Source organism: Agathobaculum sp. NTUH-O15-33 (genome assembly GCF_033193315.1).
Lineage (GTDB): Bacteria > Bacillota > Clostridia > Oscillospirales > Butyricicoccaceae > Agathobaculum > Agathobaculum faecihominis_A.
The window spans coordinates 284783-303755 of the sequence record NZ_CP136187.1; the positions used below are offsets into that span (position 1 = coordinate 284783).

The following is an 18973-nucleotide window of genomic DNA, read 5'->3' on the forward strand; positions in this document are numbered from 1 at the left end:
CTGAGAGACGCCGCCCATGCGGGCGGCGTCTCTCAGCTTAGATATGCAATCGGCTTATGGGTTATCGTTTTCGGATGAAACGTCCGTTTTGCGGATGTGCCGGGCTGTTTCGTCGTCCAGAATTTTGCGCAGCTGAAGCAGAAGGGGCGCGCCGGAAAAATACTGTTTTCCGTAGTCCAGATTGAAGTCATAATCAAAATCAGGCGGGTTTGCCCCTTGGTTGTGCTGTAGGATCGTTTCCGCTTTATCCAGCGCCTTGACCAGCTTTGCTTCCGCTGTGGCGTTGTCGTTGTATTCGCGCCACAGGGCGAAGAGTTCTTGCTCCTGCTCCTTTGGCAGCAGCGAAAGCACTTGCCGCATATCTCTTTCCTCAGCCGCATGCTTTTCCGCTTCGTCCGGCTTGGATACCGCCGAAATATCGCCCGTGTATAGCTCGCCCAGATCATGAATCAAACACATCATCAGCGCCTTGCCGGTATCCACTTCAAAAGAGGGAGCCAGCAGGCCCGTCAGCAGGGCCAGCCGCCAAGAGTGTTCCGCCGTGCTTTCTCTCCGTCCCGTGGAGGTCCACGCTTCCCGTAAAACGGATTTTAGGCCTTCCGCCCGCTTGATAAAGGTCACCTGTTGTTCCAATGCGTCCATTTTGCTTGAACCTCCCAGTCCAAACGCTTCGGTTTTGTCGTTTTCGCGTTTCTGCATCCATTTTATTATGCGCCTATGAAAATGTCAAATAGATTTGATGCGGCAACGCGGGGGAAAACGGGGCTGCGTTACAGGTCTTTCGCCAGCCGGTGCGCTTGCCGCGCGATCAGCAGGGCGGCGCAGGCTGCGCCGATCAAGATCCAGCCCTCGTTTCCGGTCAAGGCTTCAAAAAGCGTGCCGTACATGGCTTGCCCGACTGGCTGCGCGCACATGGAAAGCGCCATGAGGCAGGCGAGCACCTTGCCGGTCAGTGCTTGCGGCGTAACGCCCTGCGCAAAGGCAAGCACCTGCACCTGAAAAAGGGTGGCACACGCCATCAAAACGGCGCTAACAAGCGTGACGACCGCATAGCTCACGTGCTCGGGCAGACCGAACAGCAGCGCAAGGCCGATCGGCACCAGCCCCACCGCGCAAAGGTGCAGCAAAAGGCCGGTGTGCCGTATGTTGAGCCGCCGCGCAAGCACGCCCGCGAGCACGCCGCCGATCAGACCGCCCGCCGCCATGGCGGCTTGCTGGAAGCCGTACCACAGATCGTTCAGGCCGAGCGTCGTTTTGACGATCACAGGCAGGCCGATGATCAGCAGAGCGGAAAGAAATACGTTGAACGCGCAGATCAGTACGATATAGCGGCCTAAGACCGGCTTTTCGCGCCGGATAAAGCGCAGGCTTTGCTTAAGATCGTCCCGCACGACGGCGAGCGCGCTTGCGCCCCCCGGCTGGGGCGTATGCGGAATGCGGATGAACAGCTCCATCACCGCGGAAGCGAAAAAGCAAATGGCGGCAACGATCAAAACCGGCGTTAGCCCAAAGGCGCTGTACAGCACGCTGCCGATGATCGGCCCGAGCAGACCGGAAAGCGCGCTGACCTGATTGATAACCGCGTTGCCCGCAAGCAGATGATCCCCGGCGCACAGAAGGGGCAGGCTGGCCTGCACCGCGGGCTGGTATGCGCCCGAAATACCGTAAAGCAGCATCAGCGTGCACACCAAAAGCGGTATTAGCGGGGCAAAGCCCATGAAAACCGTGAATCCGGTCACGAGCGCGCAGGTGAAAAAGTCCAAAACGACCATGATGCGCTGTTTGTTCACCCGGTCGGCCACCACGCCGCCCATGGGGGTAAGCACGATCATCGGCAAAAAGGACAGCGCCGAGCACAGACCGAACAGCTTGGGCGAACCGGAAATATCCAGCAGATAAAGCGGCAGCGCAAAGCGAAGGATCGCATTGCCGAAAAGAGAAATGATTTGTCCGATCACCACAAGAGTAAAATCGCGGGAAAAGAGCTTTTGTTTCATTTACAGAACCTCCATGTTGGTTACCGCGCGGGCAAGGGAAAAATAGCAGACCGCCGCCACGGCGGTTGCTAGCACGCTGAGCAAAAGCATAGCGGCCGGAGACGCGGCCAGCGCAAAAATGTTGGAACCAACGCTGGAAAGGATAACGGCGGCAACAACAGCGGCCACTAAAGAGCGCTTTGCAAAGCCGATGCAGGTGCTAATCAGTCCGATGGCGGCGGAGAGAATACTCATGCATAGCGTCATAAAAACGGCGGTTTGCAGGATCGCGCCGGTAGGCGCGCCCAGCCAACCAAACAGCAAAGCGACGGGCACAAACAACGCTAGGGAGACCACGCAGGCGATCAGACAGCACAGCACGGTCAAGCCGGCGGTCAGCGTGCACTTAGCGCGCAGTACACGACGGCGCGGCACCGGGTAGGAAAGCAGCAGCACGGCCCGCCCGCCGGTATAGTCAGCAATGACGAAGCGCGCGCCCAGCACGGCGGAAAAAACCGAAAAGCAGGCCATGGCAATAATGGATATCATATGGATCAGACCGGGCCATGCACCGAACATCGCCAAATCGGCATCCGGCATGATTTCGCCCTGCGATGCCGACAGGCTCGGCATTGCGCCCATAAGCAGGTAAAAACCTAAAATGGCGGCGGTCAGAATGGCGGCGCCCATAAGATAGGGCCGCAGGCGCGTGCGGCGCAGTTCTAATTCAATTAATTTTGGCATGACGAACCTCCGTTCATAAGTCCGATCAGATGATCTTCCAGATCGTGCGGGTGGGCGGCGCGCAGCGCGTCCATTTGGGCGGCCGCCGCCAGCTTGCCCTGCGAAAGCACGATCACGCGGTCGGCGGTCTGTTCCACCTCGCCTAAAATATGGCTGGAAAGCATAACGGACATGCCGTCCGCGGCAAAGGAACGGAACAGCGTGCGCATATCGCGCACGGCAATGGGGTCAAGCCCGTTTAATGGCTCATCCAGCAGCAATACAGCGGGACGGTGTACTGTCGCGCGCGCCAGCGCCAGCCGCTGCCGCATACCGAGAGAAAACTGGCCGACCGGTTGCTCGCCCACGTCGCTCAGACCGACGCGGGCCAGCGCATCGTCCACAACCCCGGCCATGCCCATATAGGCTAAATGCAGCGCGAGGTTTTTCCCGCGCGCAAAGGTGGTCATAGAACACCGGCGTTTCGATCAGCAGTCCCAGATGACGCAGCACATCATCCCGTTGCCGCACGCTGTCAAAGCCGCACACGCTGGCCCGGCCCGCGGTGGGGCGAAGCAGTCCGGCGATCAGCTTGAGCAGCGTTGTTTTGCCCGCGCCGTTTGGGCCGAGCACGCCGCAAACCTCACCCGCCGATAGGGAAATCGTCAAATCGGAAAGCGCCTCCTTGCCGCCAAAGGCGCGGGTCAGCCCGGCGGTTTGTATGGTTTCTTGTGGTATCATGATATAACAGCCTCCTTTTAGATACATTCGGTTGGTATGTATAATGTTAAAAATAAGCTGCCCATAGGGGCAGTTTATTTTTTTCGGGATTGTGTGACCATCTCGCAATAGCGCTCCAAACGGGCGATCTCTTTTTCGCTAATCCAATCAGCCAACCCAAAGTGCGACAGTAAGACTTGAAATAATCGGCATTTTGAAGCGACCTGCGCGGCTTCCATCTCAAAAACCAGCGGATTGAGCCAAAAGTTTGTAATCAGCAGAAGCAGCTCCGCCAGCTCGGCGGGTTGATCGGTCTGGATTGACCCGTCCGCCATGCCCTCGCGGATGATCGGCTCGATATATTGGCGGGAGGCTTGCTGCACCTGCATGATCTGCGCGCCCAGAAACCGGGCATTGGCTTGCATATTGGGCGCGATAATAAAAAGCTGCTCCTGCGCGGGATCGCCAAAGCTTTCGCTGACCACTGCGCACAGCTTTTCACGGCCGTTTAGCTGATTATCCCGCATAATAGCATGCAATCTCGAGTCTTTGGATGCGAACATCGAGTTTAGGACGGCTTCAAATATTTCTTCCTTGCTTTTGAAATGGTGGTACACGGCGCCCTTGGTCAGTCCGCCGAGATGATCGACGATGTCCTGCACGGTCGTGTGGTCGTAACCCTTCTCAAGAAACAGGCGCAGTGAAACGTCGATGATCTTTTGGGTTGTTTGCTCGGGATATTTGTTGCGCGCCATGTGCTCACCTCGATACATACCAATAGTATGTTTGAAGTATAACAGCTGTGAATCTCTCTGTCAAGGCTTTTTAATGTCCAGCGCGCGGCACACGCTGCGTTTGGTGATGCGGTATACGCCGTAGAACCCGGCGGAAATCACGGCGATCAGCGCAAGGCAGCTGATCAGGCCCGCTGCCTCACGGGAAGTGATGCCGAGCGGGTCGCCGTTAAAATACATGATCATCATGTAAAACGCATAGATCAGCGCGGTGCCGACGATAGCGGGTACCAGAAAAACCCGGTTGATCTGCCCGCGCACAGACTGGTACAGGTAGGCGTTCGACGCACCCAAATGGCGCAGATCGTCGTATACGCGGGCGTTGACGACCGCAATGGTCATGCAGCGGGTAAACGCGATGACGATGACCGCCGCGAAGCATACGATCGCGATAAAAATGAACAGCATCAGGAACACCGCCGTGGTTTTGACAAAATCGGCCTTGTCGAGCGCGCGGAATTCAGGCATGTACTTCCAATACATACGGAAGCTCGAGGAATCGCGCTTCGCGTACTCGATGCGATCCAGACCGTTTTCCTTCAGGTTTTCCGAGCCGAAGATATACGCTTCTCCCTTTTGTTCGGACAGCATTTGCCGCACCGGATCAAACGCGTCGTATTGCTCCACCGCGGGGCCTGAGCGGTCGACGATCGTATTGAACAGCGCCTTGGCAAAATCATAGCTGTTTTCCGCGTCAGCCACGTTGAAGAACACCTGCTTTTCAAGCCACTCCGCGGTCAAGCCCTTGGTGATCGCGGCGTAGTCGCCGTCGTCCATCACATAGCGGCCGAACAGCATATCGTAAGCGAATTTGTCCTCGGTCGGTGCGACCTGCATCGTTTCACCGGTCACCATATTGGTCAGCTTGGTCGCGTTGCCGCCGAATATGCCGTTGCCGCCGGTCTCCGCCATGAAAATGCCGGTGATCGTGCCGGGCAGTACATCCACGCGCTTTCCGGTCAGTGCGTTGTAGGCGCTTTCGGAAAGGAACAGATCGCTTCCCGTCAGTTCGCGGTATTCATGGTGGTAGCTGATGCCTACCGCGTTTTTGGTTTCAATGGTTTCCTGACCATCCACGCCCAGCACGGCGGCGGGCTGCATTTCCCAGCCGGTCAGCTGCACGCCATATTCGTTTGCCAGCGCTTGCACTTCGTCCTGTTCGGGAATGTCCTGATCGGCGCGGAAGTGATAGGAAAAATCGATGGGGCGCTGGTCAAAGCCCAGCATTGCGCCCGTACCCAGCATGGGCGTGTAGAACGAGCCGAAGTACGCGCCCGCGATCAAAAGCGTCATAACAAGCATGTTGCGCACGGTTTGCCGGCCCTGAAATTTCATCATGCTGGTGGTGATCAGGTGCTTGTAGCGGTTTTTGCCATGCCGCCAGCCGTTTACCACGGTGTGCAGCAAGATCATATACAGGCCGAGGAAGGCGGGCAGGTAGAAGATCACGTCCAGCCCGTCGGGCGGATACCAGTGCAGGCCCAGAATGAACCAGCCCGGCACGCTGTAGCCCAGATAGCCGCCGAGCAGCATGAGCAGAATGCCGACCGGGCCGTACCAGCGGGGCACGTCGCGGATGGGTTCGGATTTGTGCGATTCCTGCACGATATCGATAATATTGGTGCGGCGGATAAAGCGCGCGCCCATGAAAAACAGCATTACGATCACGAAAGCCGAAAAAGCCAGCGCGATGAAATAAGCCTGCGGATCAAAGGTGAGCGGCATTTCGTCCGTATCGACCACGAACGCGCGGAAGACCTGCCAAAGGGCGAACGCGAGCGGCGTGCCCAGTACGGCGCCCGCGGCGCACGAGCCGAAGGAGATGAACGCCAGTTCCTTGCCCAGTTCCCGCCGCAGCTGGGCGCGCGACGCGCCCAGCGCGAGCAGCACGCCGGTCTCCCGCGATTTTTGCCGGAAGAACAGGCCGGAAGCATAGGTGGTAAACACGCCGCAGCCGAGCACGGCTAGCACGAAGATCATCATTACCTGCTTGCGGCTGTCGCCGCCCTCCGGCAGCACGGCAAGAATGGTCGGCGAGCGCATCATGCTCACATAGGCGGTGATGAGCAGAACGGAAAAGAAGCAGCAGCCGATCAGCAACGCATACTGCTTACGGTTTGCGCGGCGCAAGGCCGCGTATACTTCGGAAAAGGAACGCATGGCTTACACCTCCGCCGACATTTCGCGTATGGAATCCAAAAGCTGGTCCTGAAATTCGCCGCGGGTTTCACTGCCGCGCGACAGCGTGCGCCATACCACGCCGTCCCGCAAAATGACGACGCGGTCGCAGTGCGAGGCGGCGAACGAATCGTGTGTGACCATAAATATGGTCGCGCCCAGATTTTCGCGCGCCTGTGTGAAGCTGCCGATGACCGCGCGGGCGGATTTGGAATCCAGATTGCCGGTCGGCTCGTCGGCCAAGATCAGCAGCGGGTGGTTGATCAGCGCGCGGGCGACCGCGGTGCGCTGCTTCTCGCCGCCCGATATTTCCGCCGGGTACTTATTCCCGATCGGCGAAATGCCGAATACCTCGCACAGGCGGTCTGCGTCGGCCTCCATATCGCCGCCGGATTGTCCGGCGATCACGCGCGGCAGCAAGATATTGTCGCGCACCGAAAGGCCGTCCAGCAGCAGGAAGTCCTGAAAGACAAAGCCGAGCTTTTGATTGCGCACTTCGGCCAGCGCGTCCTCCGGAAGGCGCGCGATCTCCTCGCCGCCAAGGGTGATGGAGCCGCTGTCCGCCGGGATGTAGCAGGAAATGCAGTTTAGAAGCGTCGTTTTGCCCGAGCCGGAGGGGCCCATAACGGCGACAAACTCGCCTTCCTCCACCGTGAGGGACACGCCCTTCAACACTTCGTAGGTCGTTTTGCCTACCTGATAGGATTTGTGCAGGTTTTGTACGTTAAGCATAAAGTAATCTTCCTTTCCTGAAACTATCGGATGAACTGAATCAGCGCGATCAGCGCCAAATGAGCGGGGTAGAACGCGTAAAAGAACCACTTAGGGATCTTTAGGTCAAAGTGCGTCGGAATGTAGATGAACAGAACGGCGAAGATGGTGAAGAACGTCCAATCGATCGCGACGCTGCCGCAAACGAAATTCAGCGGGTCCTCGATATGCACGTGGCCGAGCGCGGTCAGGTAGCTGAGCGAGTAGAGCGCGGCGCCGATCCCCGGATGGTTGCGGCAAAGGTAGAAGATCAGCATCAACTGAATGCCCATGCCCGAGTAATCAAAGTTCCACCACGAAACAACGAACAGCGCCGCGAAAAACAGCCACCATTTGCGCTCCTTCAGGCCGTACATGGCAAGTAGGCTTAAAAATAACGTGCAGAAGATGTTCCAGTTGGTAAACTGGGCCAGAAAATCGTGCGGGTGAAACGCCAGCACGTAAAACGGCTGCGAAATGACCGCGAACAGGCCCAAACGGAACAAGTACTTTTTAATATCCCTTGTGTACAGCAGGCCTACCGTCATGCAGTAGCAGAAGATCGGGAAGGCCAGCCGCCCCACCCAGCGGAACCAGCCGACTTCGGGAAAGAACGCGCCGCCTACATGGTCGATCAGCATGGATAGGATGGCGACCAGCTTTAAAAAGTTCGTGTCCATATTGGTTTTCAGCCGCGGCTGCCCCTCGGGGAAGGTGGGCGGCGTGAGCAGCACATCGCGGATACGCCGCAGCGTTAAAGTTTTCGTCATGGTGTTAGCCTCCTCTTTATCTCTGGTTTCAGCATAGCGCACGGCGAAGGGCGGCGCAAACAAGCCTGTCATTTTCAGGCCGCGAAATGGAAAGTTTGGCGCGGGAAGCGTACGAGATGTAAAAATCAGCGCCCCTGCCGTCAAGTTTGGTTTGGCGGCAGGGGCGCAATATGGTAAAATGAAAAGGGAAAAATAAAGGGGAGGGATACACATGCTTCGCATTGGTATTTGCGACGATCAGGCGGAGTCGCGGCAGGCGCTGAAAAGCCTTGTCGAGCGTATTTTGGAAAAGCGGGCGGTTGAAAACACGATGTTTGAGTTTTCCTCCGGCGAGGGCCTGCTCGGCTGGATGGAAAAGCACGCGGGCGAACTCGATCTGGTCTTTCTCGATATAGAAATGGGCGGCCTGAACGGTATGGAAACGGCGAAAGCGCTGCGCGCGGCGGACGACAGCCTGCTTCTGGCGTTTGTCACGGGCTTTACCGATTATGTGTTCGACGGGTACTCGGTCGGCGCGCTCGGCTATTTGATCAAGCCGCCGCAGACAGAGCAGGTAAGCGAACTGCTTGACCGGGCGCTGGGCGCGCTTTTCAACGAAGCGGACAAGGTTTTTCTCTGCCGCAACGCGGAGGGGCTTTACCGCATCCCGAAAAAATCCATCCGTTACTTCTATTCGGACCGCCGCTTGGTCACCTGCGTCACGGACAACCGCAACTATACGTTTTATGCGCGGCTGGACGATGTGGCGGAATCCGTCGGCCCGTCCTTTGTTCGTTTGCACCAGCGCTATTTGGTGCGCGCCGCCGCGGTAGACCGGGTAGAGGGCAGCAACGTGATCTTGGGGGACGAGGTGCTGCCCATCAGCCGCGCGTATCAAAGCGCCGCGCTTGCCTCCATCGCGCGGGCGATGCTGGAATAGGGGGCGGCGATGCAAATGAATGAAAATGTGCATTCCTTACTCTTTTTTGCGATCATGCTGTCCGACGGTATTTTGATGACCTGTACCGTGCGGCGGGTGCTGCCGGTGGGGCGGGGGCCTATACGGCGGTTCGCGCCGCTCGCGCTGTTCACCATTGTGCCCACCATGCCCAGCTGGCTGGGCGATGAAAATCCGCTGCTGATGCTTCCGTTCTTTATGCTGGTGTTTTTTCTATGCTATGGCGGGCCGTGGTTTGCACGGGGCACGGTGGGCATCGTGTTTTATGAGCTGCTGATATCGCTCAACATGTTTTTTGATACCACATCCCGCTGGTACGAATTTCTTTGGTTTGAACGGCTTCCAAGCATGCTTTTAAAGCTCGTCCTGTGGCTGGTCATTTTTCTGTGCGTGCGCCGTCTGCTGCCGGGCGGCCAGCCGGTCACGCTGTCGCCACGGCTTTGGGTGCTGATCGGCGTGCTTTCGCTGTCGTCCTTATTCTCCATGCTGTCTTTTTCAATCTGGGGCATTTTGGACTTTACGACAAATTCGTTTGATTTCGTCTTGGGCCGTGTGGCCAATACCTTTTTACCGTTCGTCTTTTTATCCTCCTTGGCGCTGCTGTTTGCGATTGCGCTGCTTTCCCGCCACGAAGCGCTGGAAATAGAGCACAAGCTGGCCGATATGCGCGAGGTGTACTATCAAAGCCTCAAGCGCGAACAGCAGCAGGTGCGCACGCTGCGGCATGATATGCGCAATCACCTGACCGCGCTGTCCGGCCTGCTTGCGCGGAACGATGCCCAAAAGGCGCGGGAATATGTGCAAAGCCTGTCCCAGTCGCCCGCGCTCGTCGGTGTAAAGCGCTTTTGCGAAAATGAAACGGTAAACGCGGTGCTGGCGTCCAAGGCGGGCGCCATTGAACACGAGGGGCTGACCGCCGATATCGGCGTGTCGCTGCCGGAAAACCTGCCTGTTTCCGATCCCGATCTGTGCGCGCTGTTCGGCAACGCGCTGGATAACGCGATCGAAGCCGCGAAGACCGCCCATGATAAACGGATTACCGTGCGCGCCCGCACGGATAAAGGCCTGCTGATGCTGCGCGTGGCCAACGCCTACGCGGGCGAGCGGGAGCAACTGAATAAAGGGCTGTTTGGCACCACCAAAGCGGATAAAGCGTCCCACGGCTTTGGCCTTGCGGGTATGCGCGAGATCGCCGTGCGCCACGGCGGCACGCTGGAAGCGAACGCGGATAAAAACCGGTTCGAGCTGGTCGTGTGCATTCCTTTGGATGACGCGGAATAGTGCGGTTTGGTTTTGATAAAAGAATAAGCGGGGCGCGAAAGCCCCGCTTATTCTTTTACCAAATACGCAGATATTAAATTGTCAAGACACACCGCCTTGGCGAGCGTCGGCGGTATAGGCCGCGCTTCAAACGAGATATACCGCTGATCCATTGCCCACCAAGTGAGCATTTCAACGATCAGGCTGGTGGAAAGCGCAAGGTGCTGCAAGGGACGGATCTCGCCTTTTTCAATAAAAAGGGCGAGATAGCGCGTCATTGTATCAAAAAAACGTTCGCGGTATGCGCGATAGCTTTGGGCAAGCTTGGGGAAATCAAACTGGTTCTTCTCAATGAATAGACAGCCCACCGCATAGCGGGAAAGCAGGTCGAACGTATCGCTGATCAGTTCCGGAAAGGTATAGTTCGCTGCGCCGTGCGCCAGATGCGCCGCAAAGGACGCGGCGCTCTCATCAAAAGCGGCCATGATCTCGCTGTCGAGCCCGTCAAACAGCTCGCCGCGGATCGGCCGGTCGAATTCCCGCTCCATAAACGCGGGGTCAATGGTACACTTTAAAACAAAGTTTAGAATTTCCCGCTTGCCGATAAAATCGTGATAAATGGTGCCGACGGAAACGTCCACCGCCTTTGCAATATGGCTGATCTGTGTTTTGGAATACCCCTGCCGCAGAAACAGCAGGGCGGCGGCGTCATGTATGGCCTTCATACGCTGATTTACCATAGACCCTCCTTGAAGAAAATGTGAATAATTCATTCATTCTTATCATTGTACATCACCCCATTGGGAGGTGTCAACAAAAAAGCAGGCGCCGTTTGGCGCCTGCTTTTCGTGGTTACTTTGCAAATTCGATCGCGCGGGTCTCGCGCACCATGTTTACCTTGATCTGGCCGGGGTAGTCGAGCTCGTCCTCTATTTTGTGGGCAAGCTCGCGGGCCAAAAGCAGCATCGCGTCGTCCGAAATCTTATCCGGGTTGACGATGATGCGGATCTCGCGTCCGGCCTGAATGGCGTAAGAACTGGTAACGCCGGGCGTTTCGTTGGCGATGCCCTCCAGCTTTTCAAGACGCTTGATATAGTTTTCGAGATTTTCGCGGCGCGCGCCGGGGCGTGCGGCCGAAATAGCGTCCGCCGCCTGAACGAGGCAGGCGATCACGGTCTTGGCTTCCACGTCGCCGTGGTGCGCTTCGATCGCGTGGATGATGCCGGGCGCTTCCTTGTACTTCTTGGCGAGGTCTACACCGATCTGGACATGGCTGCCCTCGACCTCGTGGTCGATCGCCTTGCCGATATCATGCAGCAGGCCGGCGCGGCGGGCGGGGATCGGATCGAGCCCAAGTTCGCTCGCCATCATGCCGGCGATATGCGCGACCTCGATCGAGTGCATCAGCACGTTCTGACCATAGCTGGTACGGTAACGCAGACGGCCGAGAATCTTGATGAGTTCGGGGTGGATGCCATGTATGCCGGTTTCAAACGTGGCGCGTTCGCCTTCGGATTTGATGATTTGATCGACCTCGCGGCGGGCCTTTTCAACCATTTCCTCAATGCGGGCGGGATGGATACGTCCATCCACAATCAGCTTTTCGAGCGCCAGACGCGCGACCTCGCGCCGTACCGGGTCGAAGGAGGAAAGGGTGATCGCTTCGGGGGTGTCGTCTATGATAAGGTCAACACCAGTCAGCGTTTCGAGGGTGCGGATGTTGCGCCCCTCTCGGCCAATGATGCGGCCCTTCATTTCGTCGTTGGGCAGCGGCACAACGGACACGGTCGCTTCTGCGACATGATCCGCGGCGCAGCGCTGGATCGCGGTGGAGATGATCTCGCGGGCGGTCTGCTCGCTTTCATCCTTAACGCGCTGGTTAATTTCGCGCAGCTTAACGGCTGCGTCGTGCTGGGCTTCGGCTTCAATGGATTGAACAAGCATTTCGCGGGCCTCGTCCCGCGTCATGCTGGCGATACGCTCCAAGGCGGCCAGTTGTTCGTCCTTTAAGCGGACGCACTCTTCTTTTTCCTGTACCGTAGCGGCAAGCTGCTGGGAAAGCTCCTCGCTTTTACGATCCAGCGTGTCGGACTTTTTGTCAAGCGCTTCTTCGCGCTGAATGAGGCGGCGTTCAAGCTGCTGGGTCTCGTTGCGGCGTTCCTTCAGCTCGCGGTCGGCTTCGGAGCGCTGCTTGTGGATCTCGTCCTTGGCCTCTAAAATGGCCTCTCTCTTCTTCGTCTCACCGGCTTTAATCGCTTCATTGATGATGCGGGTCGCTTCCTTTTCAGCGCTGCCTATTTCTTTTTCCGCAACGCTCTTTCGATACAGGAATCCAATGACCACGCCGACAATGAGGCATACAATCCCGGCGATGATGGGCGGAATTAAAGTGTTCATTGCTTCGGTTAAGTCCTCCTATTTATTTTTTTAGGTGCAATTTTGCTGGGGAAATGATTCGGTATAATGCCTTGAAACAGCCGCGCCGGTTGGCGCGGCAATATTACAGTAGGTATTATCTATAATAATTGTAAAGCCTTTTGGTCAAACTGTCAAGAAAAACCCGGTGCACACGGGGCAAATTTTGGCGCTTTTTGAGAAGAACTTTTCTGCGCCCTTGTGACGGGCCGCCCGATTTGATATAATAATGGGACTGCGAACGGAGGAAATACCATGGATCAAACGATGCGCCGCGTCCAAAAGGGCGCGCTGACCTATTATGTCTGCACGCGCCTGCCGGTTCGCCACGCGTTTACGACAAAGTTCGGCGGCGTCTCCGCCGGGCCGTGCGAAAGCCTGAACCTTGGCTTCGGCCGGGGGGACACGGAGGAAAACGTGCGTAAAAACTACGCGCTGCTCGCGGACGCGCTCGGCGTGCCCGCCGCGCGCTTTACGCTCACCAAGCAGATACACGAGGACGAGGTATCGGTCGTTTCCGAACAGGAAAGCGGCATGGGCCTGCAAAAGCCGATGGCGTGGCAGTCGGACGCGATCATCACGGCGCTTGGCGACACGCCCCTTGTGGGCTTTGGCGCGGACTGCGTCGTAACGCTTCTGTATGATCCCGCGGCGCGGGTCTGCGGCGTGTGCCACGCGGGCTGGCGCGGCACGGCAAAGGGCATTCTCGGCAAAACCGTGGCGCAAATGGCGGAAAAGCTCGGCGCGCATCCCGAAACGATGGTGGCCGTCATGGGCCCGTCCATCCATCAGGAGTGCTTCGAGACCGATTCGGACGTGCCGGACGAGATGGAACGCCTGCTTGGCGCGATGGTGCGTCCCTTTGTCATGGAAAAGGGCGAGAAATTCCACGTCGACTTACAGGGCGTCAACGCCGCGCTTTTGGCGCGGGCGGGGCTCCGGCCGGAAAACATCGTGGACAGCGGGCTTTGCACCATGTGCGAGCACCAAACCTTTTGGTCGCACCGCCATACAAACGGCGTGCGCGGCGTGCAGGCGGGCGTGATCTGCCTGTAAGGACCGGGGAAGGATACGGGATAAATGATAAGACAGAAAAAAAACGCGTTGGCGCTGCTGCTGGCCGCGCTCTGCCTGCTTGGCGGCTGCGGCGGCGGGGAAGAGGACGACACGCCGAAGGCCAAGGAGGATCATGTCAAGGTAAGCGACGCTTATTTTGGCCTAGCCTACTATGACACCGGCAAGCTCGACCCGGTGACGGACAACACGCGCATCAACCGCCTTGTGTGCGAGGCGATGTACGAGGGACTTTTTGAGGTGGGCGATAATTTCACCGCCGTGCCAGTTTTATGTTCGGAATACACGGGCGACGGCACAAGCTTTGTTTTCACCCTGCGGGAGGACGCGACGTTTTGGTCGGGCGAGCGGGTGACGGCGAAGGATGTGGTGGACAGCCTGATGGCGGCGCAGGAAAACGAAAATTCACCCTACCGGGAGCGGATGCGGCAGGTCGTTTCGGTGGAAGCGCAGGGCGATAACAAGGTGTCGATCGAACTGGGCGCGCCGAACGTGAATTTCCCGCGCCTGCTCGATATCCCGGTGCGCCGCATAAGCGACGCGAATGAAAGCTTTGCCGAGGGCACCGGCCCGTTTTGCCCGGTCAAGGAAAACGGCAAATGGACGCTGACCGCGAATGAAAACTGGCACGACGGTTTCCTCGGCACGATCCGGCGCATCACGCTCGTCACCATGGTCCGGGCGGACGCCGCGGTATCGAGCTTCCAAACCGGCGATGTGTCGCTGATGCGCGAGCCGCGCATCTCGTCGAACTCCACCGCGATCAACGGCTCGGTCGACACGGTGCAAACGCCGAGCGCCAACCTGCATTATATTGGCGTGAATTTTGCCAATGAAACGCTGAAAAACAGCGCGGTACGCCGCGCGCTCAGCACGGCGATCGGCCGGAAGGGCCTGTGCGACACGCAGTTGCAGACCTTTGCCGATCCGGCGGTGCTGCCGGTCAATCCCCAGCCTCTGGGGGACGACACTTTGAAGCTGGACATGTCCGGCTCGTCCGACAGCGCGGCCGCGCTGCTGGCGGAAGCAAAGCTGGAATCCGCGCCGAGCTTTACGCTGCTGGTCAATTCGGATAACTCCTTTAAGGTCGCGGCCGCGGAACAGATCGCCGCTTCGTGGAAGGCGGCCGGCATCAGCGTCACGGTCGATAAGCGGCCCTATGACGAATATGTGGCGGCGCTGCAAGCGGGCTCGTTCGATCTGTATTACGGCACCGCGCGTTTGATGCCGGATTTCGATCTGCGGCCGCTCATTTCATCCGGCGGAGCGCTCAATTTCGGCGGATACAGCAGCGATACCATGATGCAGGCGCTTACCAACTTCCGCTCGGGTCAGGATCTGACCGGGCTGTACCAGCTTTTCGTACAGGAGATGCCGATCATACCGATCGCGTTTGAGCGCGATCAGGTGGTCATTCGCAAGGGATTGATTAAAAACTTTACGCCCGAGCCGTATAACGCCTTTGCAAACCTTGAGACTTGGGAAGAAGCGGAGTAGTTTTGATTGTAAAGAAAGGAAAACACATGGGAGAAAAGGTCGTTCTGGGCCTGTCCGGGGGGTGGATTCGGCGGTTGCCGCCGCGCGCCTCCGGGATCAGGGCTATGAAGTGCACGGTATGTTTTTGGAGCTTGGCCTCGGCGGCGAGGAGGAAGCGAGAAAAGCCGCCGGAGAGCTGGGCGTCCCGTTTCATGTCGCCCACCGGGGGCAAGCGTTTGAACAAACGGTATGCGCCTATTTCGCCGGGGCGTATCAAAACGCGCGCACGCCCAACCCGTGTATCGTGTGCAACCCCCTTGTCAAGTTCCGCGCGCTGGCCGAGCTGGCGGACGAGCTGGGCGCGCCCTATCTCGCCACCGGCCACTATGCCCGCACCGGGCGGGACGGCGAGGGCCGCGCGCTTCTTCTGCGCGCGCGCGCAAAGAAGGATCAGACCTATATGCTCTACCGCCTGCCGCGCGAGACCGTGGCGCGCTGCCTGTTCCCGCTGGGCGAGGAACCGGATAAGGACGCGGTGCGCACCGAAGCGCGCAGCCGCTCGCTCGGCGTTTCGGAAAAGCCGGACAGCATGGATATTTGCTTTATTCCCGACGGGGACGTGCCCGGCTGGCTGGCGCGGCGCGGCGCGGCCTTGCCGCCCGGCGATTTCGTCGATGAAAACGGCAAGGTGCTAGGCCGCCACAAGGGTCTGCACTGCTACACCGTGGGGCAGCGCAAGGGACTGGGCGTCGCGGCGGAGGGGCGGCTGTTCGTGCAGGCGCTCGATCCCGTGAAGAATCAGGTGGTGCTGTCGCTGCACGATGTGTACCGTAAAACCGTGCGGTTGACGGGTACGCACTATATCGCGCCCGAATACGCGGCAAACGGCCCGTTTTCCTGCGAGGTGCGCGTGCGCTTTTCCGCAAAAAGCGACCGCGCGACCGTATATCCGGCGGGCGATACCGCCGTGATCGCGTTTGATGAGGCCGTGCGTGCCCCCGCGGCCGGGCAGTCCGCCGTGTTTTATGACGGCGATATCGTCATTGGCGGAGGGTTTATTGAAGATGCGGCGGAATGATCAGGCTTTCGGCCACTTGATGGCGTTGTTTTCCGTGCTCGTCTGGGGCACGACGTTTGTGTTCACCAAGGTGCTGCTCCGCACGTTTTCGCCGGTTGAGATCATGGTCACGCGGTTCGCGCTCGGCTTCGCGGCGCTGCTTCTCGTGGGGCGCGGTTGGCTGCGCGTTACCGAACGGCGGCACGAGTGGTATTTCGCGCTCGCGGGGCTTACCGGCGTTACCCTGTATTTCCTGATGGAGAATATCGCGCTGACGTATGCCTCGGCCTCGCTGATCGGCGTGGTCGTGTCGGTCGCGCCGCTGTTCACCGCGGTCGCGGTGCGGCTGTTTAACGGCGGCGAACCGATGGGGCGGTTCTTTTTTCTGGGCTTTGCCTGCGCGCTGGCGGGGGTGGCGCTCGTGTCGTTTTCCGGCGTGCGCGAACTGCATTTTAGTCCGCTCGGCGCGCTGCTCGGCGTGCTGGCGGCGGTCGTTTGGGGCGTTTACTCAGCGGTTATACGCAAAATCGGCGCGTTTGGCTACCAGACGGTGCCCGCGACCGCGCGCGTATTCTTTTATGGGCTGCTGTTTCTCGTGCCCGTCGCGGTGTGGGATGGTTTCCCGGCCGGTTTCGCGGCGTGGCTCAGGCCGGAGCATCTGGGCGGGCTGCTGTTTCTCGGTCTGTGCGCTTCGGCAATGTGCTTTGTCACGTGGAACCGCGCGGTACATATTCTGGGCGCGCTGAAAACGAGCGTGTATGTTTATATCGTGCCGGTGGTGACGATCGTGTTTTCCGCCATTATCCTGCACGAATCCATGACGCCGATGATGGCGGCCGGCACGGTTTTGGCGCTTGCCGGTTTGTTCCTTTCGGAAAAACGGGAAAAACAGACGCAGAACGAAACGAATTAAAACTGCGGAACAACCATTCGGCTGTTCCGCAGTTTTTTATTCCAGCTCTTTGAAGCCTTCGCCGTGCACGGCGTTGGTGTCGGTGGCGATGAGAAAGGCGTTCGGGTCCTCCTCATAGACGATTGCTTTCAAGCGGTGATATTCCTGCACGCGCACGACGCAAAGCAGCGCCTCGCCGCCCTGCCCGCTGTACGCGCCACGGCTCTGTAAAAAGGTTGCGGTGCGGTACAATTCGCCGATGATGCGCGCGGCGATATTCGCGGTCTTTTCTGAAAGGATGAGCACCTGCTTGCCCCGGTCAAGGCCGTAAACGATGCCGTTTATCACCTTGCTTTGACAGAACAGCGCGATCAGGCCGAACAATCCGGCCTCAAGATCTCGGAATACCAGCATGGACAGGCCGAGCACGATACAGTCCACGGCCATCAGCGCCGCGCCGAGCTGCACATGGGGATAGCGCCGCTCGATCAGGAAAGAAATAATATCCGTACCCGCCGTTGTGGAGCCGCGCAAAAAGATCAGCCCCAGCCCTGCGCCCACGAACAGCCCGCCGAAGATCGAGCCAAGCATGCGGTCCCCCGTGTATTGCGGAAAAAACGGCGTGACGATCAGATCGAGCACCGCGCTGCTGATCAGCAGCGTTTTGAGCGATTTCAGCGTAAACGCCCGGCCCAGCCGCGTAAACGCGGCCACCAGAATCGGCAGATTGAGCGCCACGGTGGTCAGGCCGACCGGCAGCCCCCACAGGTGTCGCAGCAGCAGGGCAAGGCCGGATACCCCGCCCGGCGCGATCTGCGCGGGTTCGATAAAGCAATAAATGCCTGCCGCTAGCGCGAACGACCCCGCAAGGTCGTATACGGTATCGAGCAGCGTTTGATGGGCTGCCTGCCGCAAATGCATGGCGCGCGCCCCTTTCCAACGAAAATAAAAAGGGCGGCGCGGCTGACAAAGCCGCGCCGCCCTTGTGGTTAGGGTTTCGCATATTGCGTTTTTTATACGGAAAGCGCATTTTTTGCATCCTGCGGCGTGCAGAAAAAACACAGATGGTCCTTGATCTCGCCGTTATACAGCTTTTCCGCGCGGTGCAGCATGCCCTCGTACTGGAAGCCGCACTTTTCCAGCACGCGGCGCGAGCGGGCGTTGTCCGGGTAACAGGTGGCGGAGATCAGCTCGAGCCCCATTTCAAAAAAACCGGCGCGCAGAACGGCGCCCACAGCCTCGGTCATGTAGCCGCAGCCCCAATAGTCCTCGCCCATTGCGTAGCCGAGCATGCGCGCGGCTTCGTTTTCGCGCTTGGGGTCGTGAATGATGCCGCACGAGCCCATCAGGCGGCCGTCCGCCCGGCGCACGATCGCCCACACGCTGGGCTGGTTCAAAAAAACAACGCGCAGGATATCCGCGGATTCGATCAAGCTTTCATGCGGCTTCCAGCCCGCGTTCGGCCCCACGTTCGGACCCTTGGAGTATTCGTACAGCGCCTCGGCGTCATCCTCCCGGAAGGGGCGAAGCAGCAGCCGCTTCGTATAAAGATCCATATGCGCTCCTTTCAGTGGGCCGCAAGCCGTTCCACGGCTTGCTCGGCCGTGTCGGTGAAAAAGATGTCGCGCCCCCGGTTGCTCTCTCGGATGAAATCACGCAAAGGCTTGCTGGTATAGCCGGAAAAGTCGCCGAAAACCGCGAATTTTACTTGATAGTTGATAAAGCGCTGCAAAATCTCGCCCGCCAGACAGGTGCTGAGCGTGAAAAAATCTTCGCTCAGCGCCTGCTTGTTGACGGCGATGCGGTCGCAGTCCGCTGCGTACCGGATCGAAGCGATTAGGTCAAGCGCGCTCGATACGTCGCGGATGAGAGGGGCGTCGCTCTGGATGACCGCGATCAGGCGGCCGTTTTGTTTGATGATTTGCTGTGTCATAGAAATCCTTTCTGAATG

19 protein-coding genes and 1 pseudogene are annotated in these 18973 nt (G+C 58.5%); 6 read left to right on the plus strand and 14 right to left on the minus strand.

The window, feature by feature from the left end; all coding sequences use genetic code 11:
* Positions 1-54: 54 nt before the first annotated feature.
* From RWV98_RS01445 to RWV98_RS01485, 9 genes and pseudogenes are all read right to left on the minus strand, one after another.
* Entirely contained in the window at positions 55-642 is a 588-nt protein-coding gene (locus RWV98_RS01445; protein WP_317863294.1) for an HD domain-containing protein, read from the minus strand.
* A gap of 128 nt (positions 643-770) precedes the next feature.
* The gene (locus RWV98_RS01450; RefSeq protein ID WP_317863296.1) at positions 771-1997 is read right to left on the minus strand and encodes an MFS transporter; all 1227 of its coding nucleotides are present in this window, start codon (positions 1995-1997) and stop codon (positions 771-773) included.
* Positions 1998-2720, minus strand: a complete 723-nt coding sequence (locus RWV98_RS01455) for an ABC transporter permease (RefSeq protein WP_317863298.1) — start codon at positions 2718-2720, stop codon at positions 1998-2000. It abuts the gene before it with no gap.
* The gene (locus RWV98_RS01460; protein WP_317863299.1) at positions 2708-3169 is read right to left on the minus strand and encodes an ATP-binding cassette domain-containing protein; all 462 of its coding nucleotides are present in this window, start codon (positions 3167-3169) and stop codon (positions 2708-2710) included. Before RWV98_RS01460 ends, RWV98_RS01455 begins: the two co-directional genes overlap by 13 nt.
* Before the next feature lie 34 nt (positions 3170-3203).
* Positions 3204-3467: pseudogene (locus tag RWV98_RS01465) on the minus strand (ATP-binding cassette domain-containing protein); the annotation flags it as partial.
* 47 nt (positions 3468-3514) lie between these two features.
* The gene (locus RWV98_RS01470; RefSeq protein ID WP_317863300.1) at positions 3515-4174 is read right to left on the minus strand and encodes a TetR/AcrR family transcriptional regulator; all 660 of its coding nucleotides are present in this window, start codon (positions 4172-4174) and stop codon (positions 3515-3517) included.
* A 60-nt stretch (positions 4175-4234) separates the two neighbouring features.
* A complete protein-coding gene (locus tag RWV98_RS01475) occupies positions 4235-6373 on the minus strand; it encodes an ABC transporter permease (RefSeq protein ID WP_317863301.1) in 2139 nt (712 codons plus the stop codon).
* A 3-nt stretch (positions 6374-6376) separates the two neighbouring features.
* Positions 6377-7123: an ABC transporter ATP-binding protein gene (locus tag RWV98_RS01480; RefSeq protein ID WP_280961554.1), complete on the minus strand. Its 747-nt coding sequence runs from the start codon at positions 7121-7123 to the stop codon at positions 6377-6379.
* A gap of 23 nt (positions 7124-7146) precedes the next feature.
* Complete coding sequence (locus RWV98_RS01485) at positions 7147-7911, minus strand: TraX family protein (protein WP_317863303.1); 765 nt, start codon at positions 7909-7911, stop codon at positions 7147-7149.
* Between the two features lie 211 nt (positions 7912-8122).
* On the opposite strand from RWV98_RS01485, the gene RWV98_RS01490 reads away from it, so the two are divergent.
* Positions 8123-8830, plus strand: a complete 708-nt coding sequence (locus RWV98_RS01490; RefSeq protein ID WP_317863305.1) for a LytR/AlgR family response regulator transcription factor — start codon at positions 8123-8125, stop codon at positions 8828-8830.
* Between the two features lie 9 nt (positions 8831-8839).
* On the plus strand, positions 8840-10129 hold the full coding sequence (locus tag RWV98_RS01495) for a sensor histidine kinase (RefSeq protein ID WP_317863307.1): 1290 nt from the start codon (positions 8840-8842) through the stop codon (positions 10127-10129).
* A 47-nt stretch (positions 10130-10176) separates the two neighbouring features.
* Here RWV98_RS01495 and RWV98_RS01500 read toward each other — a convergent pair whose 3' ends face one another.
* Entirely contained in the window at positions 10177-10848 is a 672-nt protein-coding gene (locus RWV98_RS01500) for a TetR/AcrR family transcriptional regulator (RefSeq protein WP_317863309.1), read from the minus strand.
* Positions 10849-10960: 112 nt separating this feature from the next.
* Positions 10961-12505 (minus strand): ribonuclease Y, encoded by a 1545-nt coding sequence (gene rny / locus RWV98_RS01505; RefSeq protein WP_317863311.1) that lies wholly within the window; start codon positions 12503-12505, stop codon positions 10961-10963.
* A gap of 273 nt (positions 12506-12778) precedes the next feature.
* Between rny and pgeF the strand changes: the two genes are divergently transcribed.
* From pgeF to RWV98_RS01525, 4 genes are all read left to right on the plus strand, one after another.
* Positions 12779-13579 carry a peptidoglycan editing factor PgeF gene (gene pgeF / locus RWV98_RS01510; protein WP_317863312.1) on the plus strand — a complete coding sequence of 267 codons (801 nt, stop codon included), beginning with the start codon at positions 12779-12781 and terminating at the stop codon, positions 13577-13579.
* Between the two features lie 24 nt (positions 13580-13603).
* On the plus strand, positions 13604-15094 hold the full coding sequence (locus RWV98_RS01515; RefSeq protein ID WP_280961561.1) for an ABC transporter substrate-binding protein: 1491 nt from the start codon (positions 13604-13606) through the stop codon (positions 15092-15094).
* A 61-nt stretch (positions 15095-15155) separates the two neighbouring features.
* Positions 15156-16151: a tRNA 2-thiouridine(34) synthase MnmA gene (mnmA, locus tag RWV98_RS01520; RefSeq protein WP_317863314.1), complete on the plus strand. Its 996-nt coding sequence runs from the start codon at positions 15156-15158 to the stop codon at positions 16149-16151.
* Positions 16138-17043: a DMT family transporter gene (locus tag RWV98_RS01525; protein ID WP_317863316.1), complete on the plus strand. Its 906-nt coding sequence runs from the start codon at positions 16138-16140 to the stop codon at positions 17041-17043. The genes mnmA and RWV98_RS01525 overlap by 14 nt, the downstream gene beginning before the upstream one ends.
* Positions 17044-17079: 36 nt before the next feature.
* Here the strand turns inward: RWV98_RS01525 and RWV98_RS01530 are convergent, their stop codons facing one another.
* The 3 genes from RWV98_RS01530 to RWV98_RS01540 all read right to left on the minus strand — a co-directional run bounded on the left by RWV98_RS01530 (position 17080) and on the right by RWV98_RS01540 (position 18955).
* Entirely contained in the window at positions 17080-17943 is an 864-nt protein-coding gene (locus tag RWV98_RS01530) for a YitT family protein (RefSeq protein ID WP_280961564.1), read from the minus strand.
* A 92-nt stretch (positions 17944-18035) separates the two neighbouring features.
* The gene (locus RWV98_RS01535) at positions 18036-18578 is read right to left on the minus strand and encodes a GNAT family N-acetyltransferase (protein WP_317863318.1); all 543 of its coding nucleotides are present in this window, start codon (positions 18576-18578) and stop codon (positions 18036-18038) included.
* Between the two features lie 11 nt (positions 18579-18589).
* A complete protein-coding gene (locus tag RWV98_RS01540; RefSeq protein ID WP_317863320.1) occupies positions 18590-18955 on the minus strand; it encodes a DUF4180 domain-containing protein in 366 nt (121 codons plus the stop codon).
* Between the last annotated feature and the right edge of the window lie 18 nt (positions 18956-18973).

Excerpts from the sequence above, each read along its gene's own strand:
- RWV98_RS01445 (WP_317863294.1), bottom strand. The coding sequence starts at position 642 with ATGGACGCATTGGAACAACAGGTGACCTTTATCAAGCGGGCGGAAGGC.
- RWV98_RS01450 (WP_317863296.1), bottom strand. The coding sequence starts at position 1,997 with ATGAAACAAAAGCTCTTTTCCCGCGATTTTACTCTTGTGGTGATCGGA.
- RWV98_RS01455 (WP_317863298.1), bottom strand. The coding sequence starts at position 2,720 with ATGCCAAAATTAATTGAATTAGAACTGCGCCGCACGCGCCTGCGGCCC.
- RWV98_RS01460 (WP_317863299.1), bottom strand. The coding sequence starts at position 3,169 with ATGACCACCTTTGCGCGCGGGAAAAACCTCGCGCTGCATTTAGCCTAT.
- RWV98_RS01470 (WP_317863300.1), bottom strand. The coding sequence starts at position 4,174 with ATGGCGCGCAACAAATATCCCGAGCAAACAACCCAAAAGATCATCGAC.
- RWV98_RS01475 (WP_317863301.1), bottom strand. The coding sequence starts at position 6,373 with ATGCGTTCCTTTTCCGAAGTATACGCGGCCTTGCGCCGCGCAAACCGT.
- RWV98_RS01480 (WP_280961554.1), bottom strand. The coding sequence starts at position 7,123 with ATGCTTAACGTACAAAACCTGCACAAATCCTATCAGGTAGGCAAAACG.
- RWV98_RS01485 (WP_317863303.1), bottom strand. The coding sequence starts at position 7,911 with ATGACGAAAACTTTAACGCTGCGGCGTATCCGCGATGTGCTGCTCACG.
- RWV98_RS01490 (WP_317863305.1), top strand. The coding sequence starts at position 8,123 with ATGCTTCGCATTGGTATTTGCGACGATCAGGCGGAGTCGCGGCAGGCG.
- RWV98_RS01495 (WP_317863307.1), top strand. The coding sequence starts at position 8,840 with ATGCAAATGAATGAAAATGTGCATTCCTTACTCTTTTTTGCGATCATG.
- RWV98_RS01500 (WP_317863309.1), bottom strand. The coding sequence starts at position 10,848 with ATGGTAAATCAGCGTATGAAGGCCATACATGACGCCGCCGCCCTGCTG.
- rny (WP_317863311.1), bottom strand. The coding sequence starts at position 12,505 with ATGAACACTTTAATTCCGCCCATCATCGCCGGGATTGTATGCCTCATT.
- pgeF (WP_317863312.1), top strand. The coding sequence starts at position 12,779 with ATGGATCAAACGATGCGCCGCGTCCAAAAGGGCGCGCTGACCTATTAT.
- RWV98_RS01515 (WP_280961561.1), top strand. The coding sequence starts at position 13,604 with ATGATAAGACAGAAAAAAAACGCGTTGGCGCTGCTGCTGGCCGCGCTC.
- RWV98_RS01525 (WP_317863316.1), top strand. The coding sequence starts at position 16,138 with ATGCGGCGGAATGATCAGGCTTTCGGCCACTTGATGGCGTTGTTTTCC.
- RWV98_RS01530 (WP_280961564.1), bottom strand. The coding sequence starts at position 17,943 with ATGCATTTGCGGCAGGCAGCCCATCAAACGCTGCTCGATACCGTATAC.
- RWV98_RS01535 (WP_317863318.1), bottom strand. The coding sequence starts at position 18,578 with ATGGATCTTTATACGAAGCGGCTGCTGCTTCGCCCCTTCCGGGAGGAT.
- RWV98_RS01540 (WP_317863320.1), bottom strand. The coding sequence starts at position 18,955 with ATGACACAGCAAATCATCAAACAAAACGGCCGCCTGATCGCGGTCATC.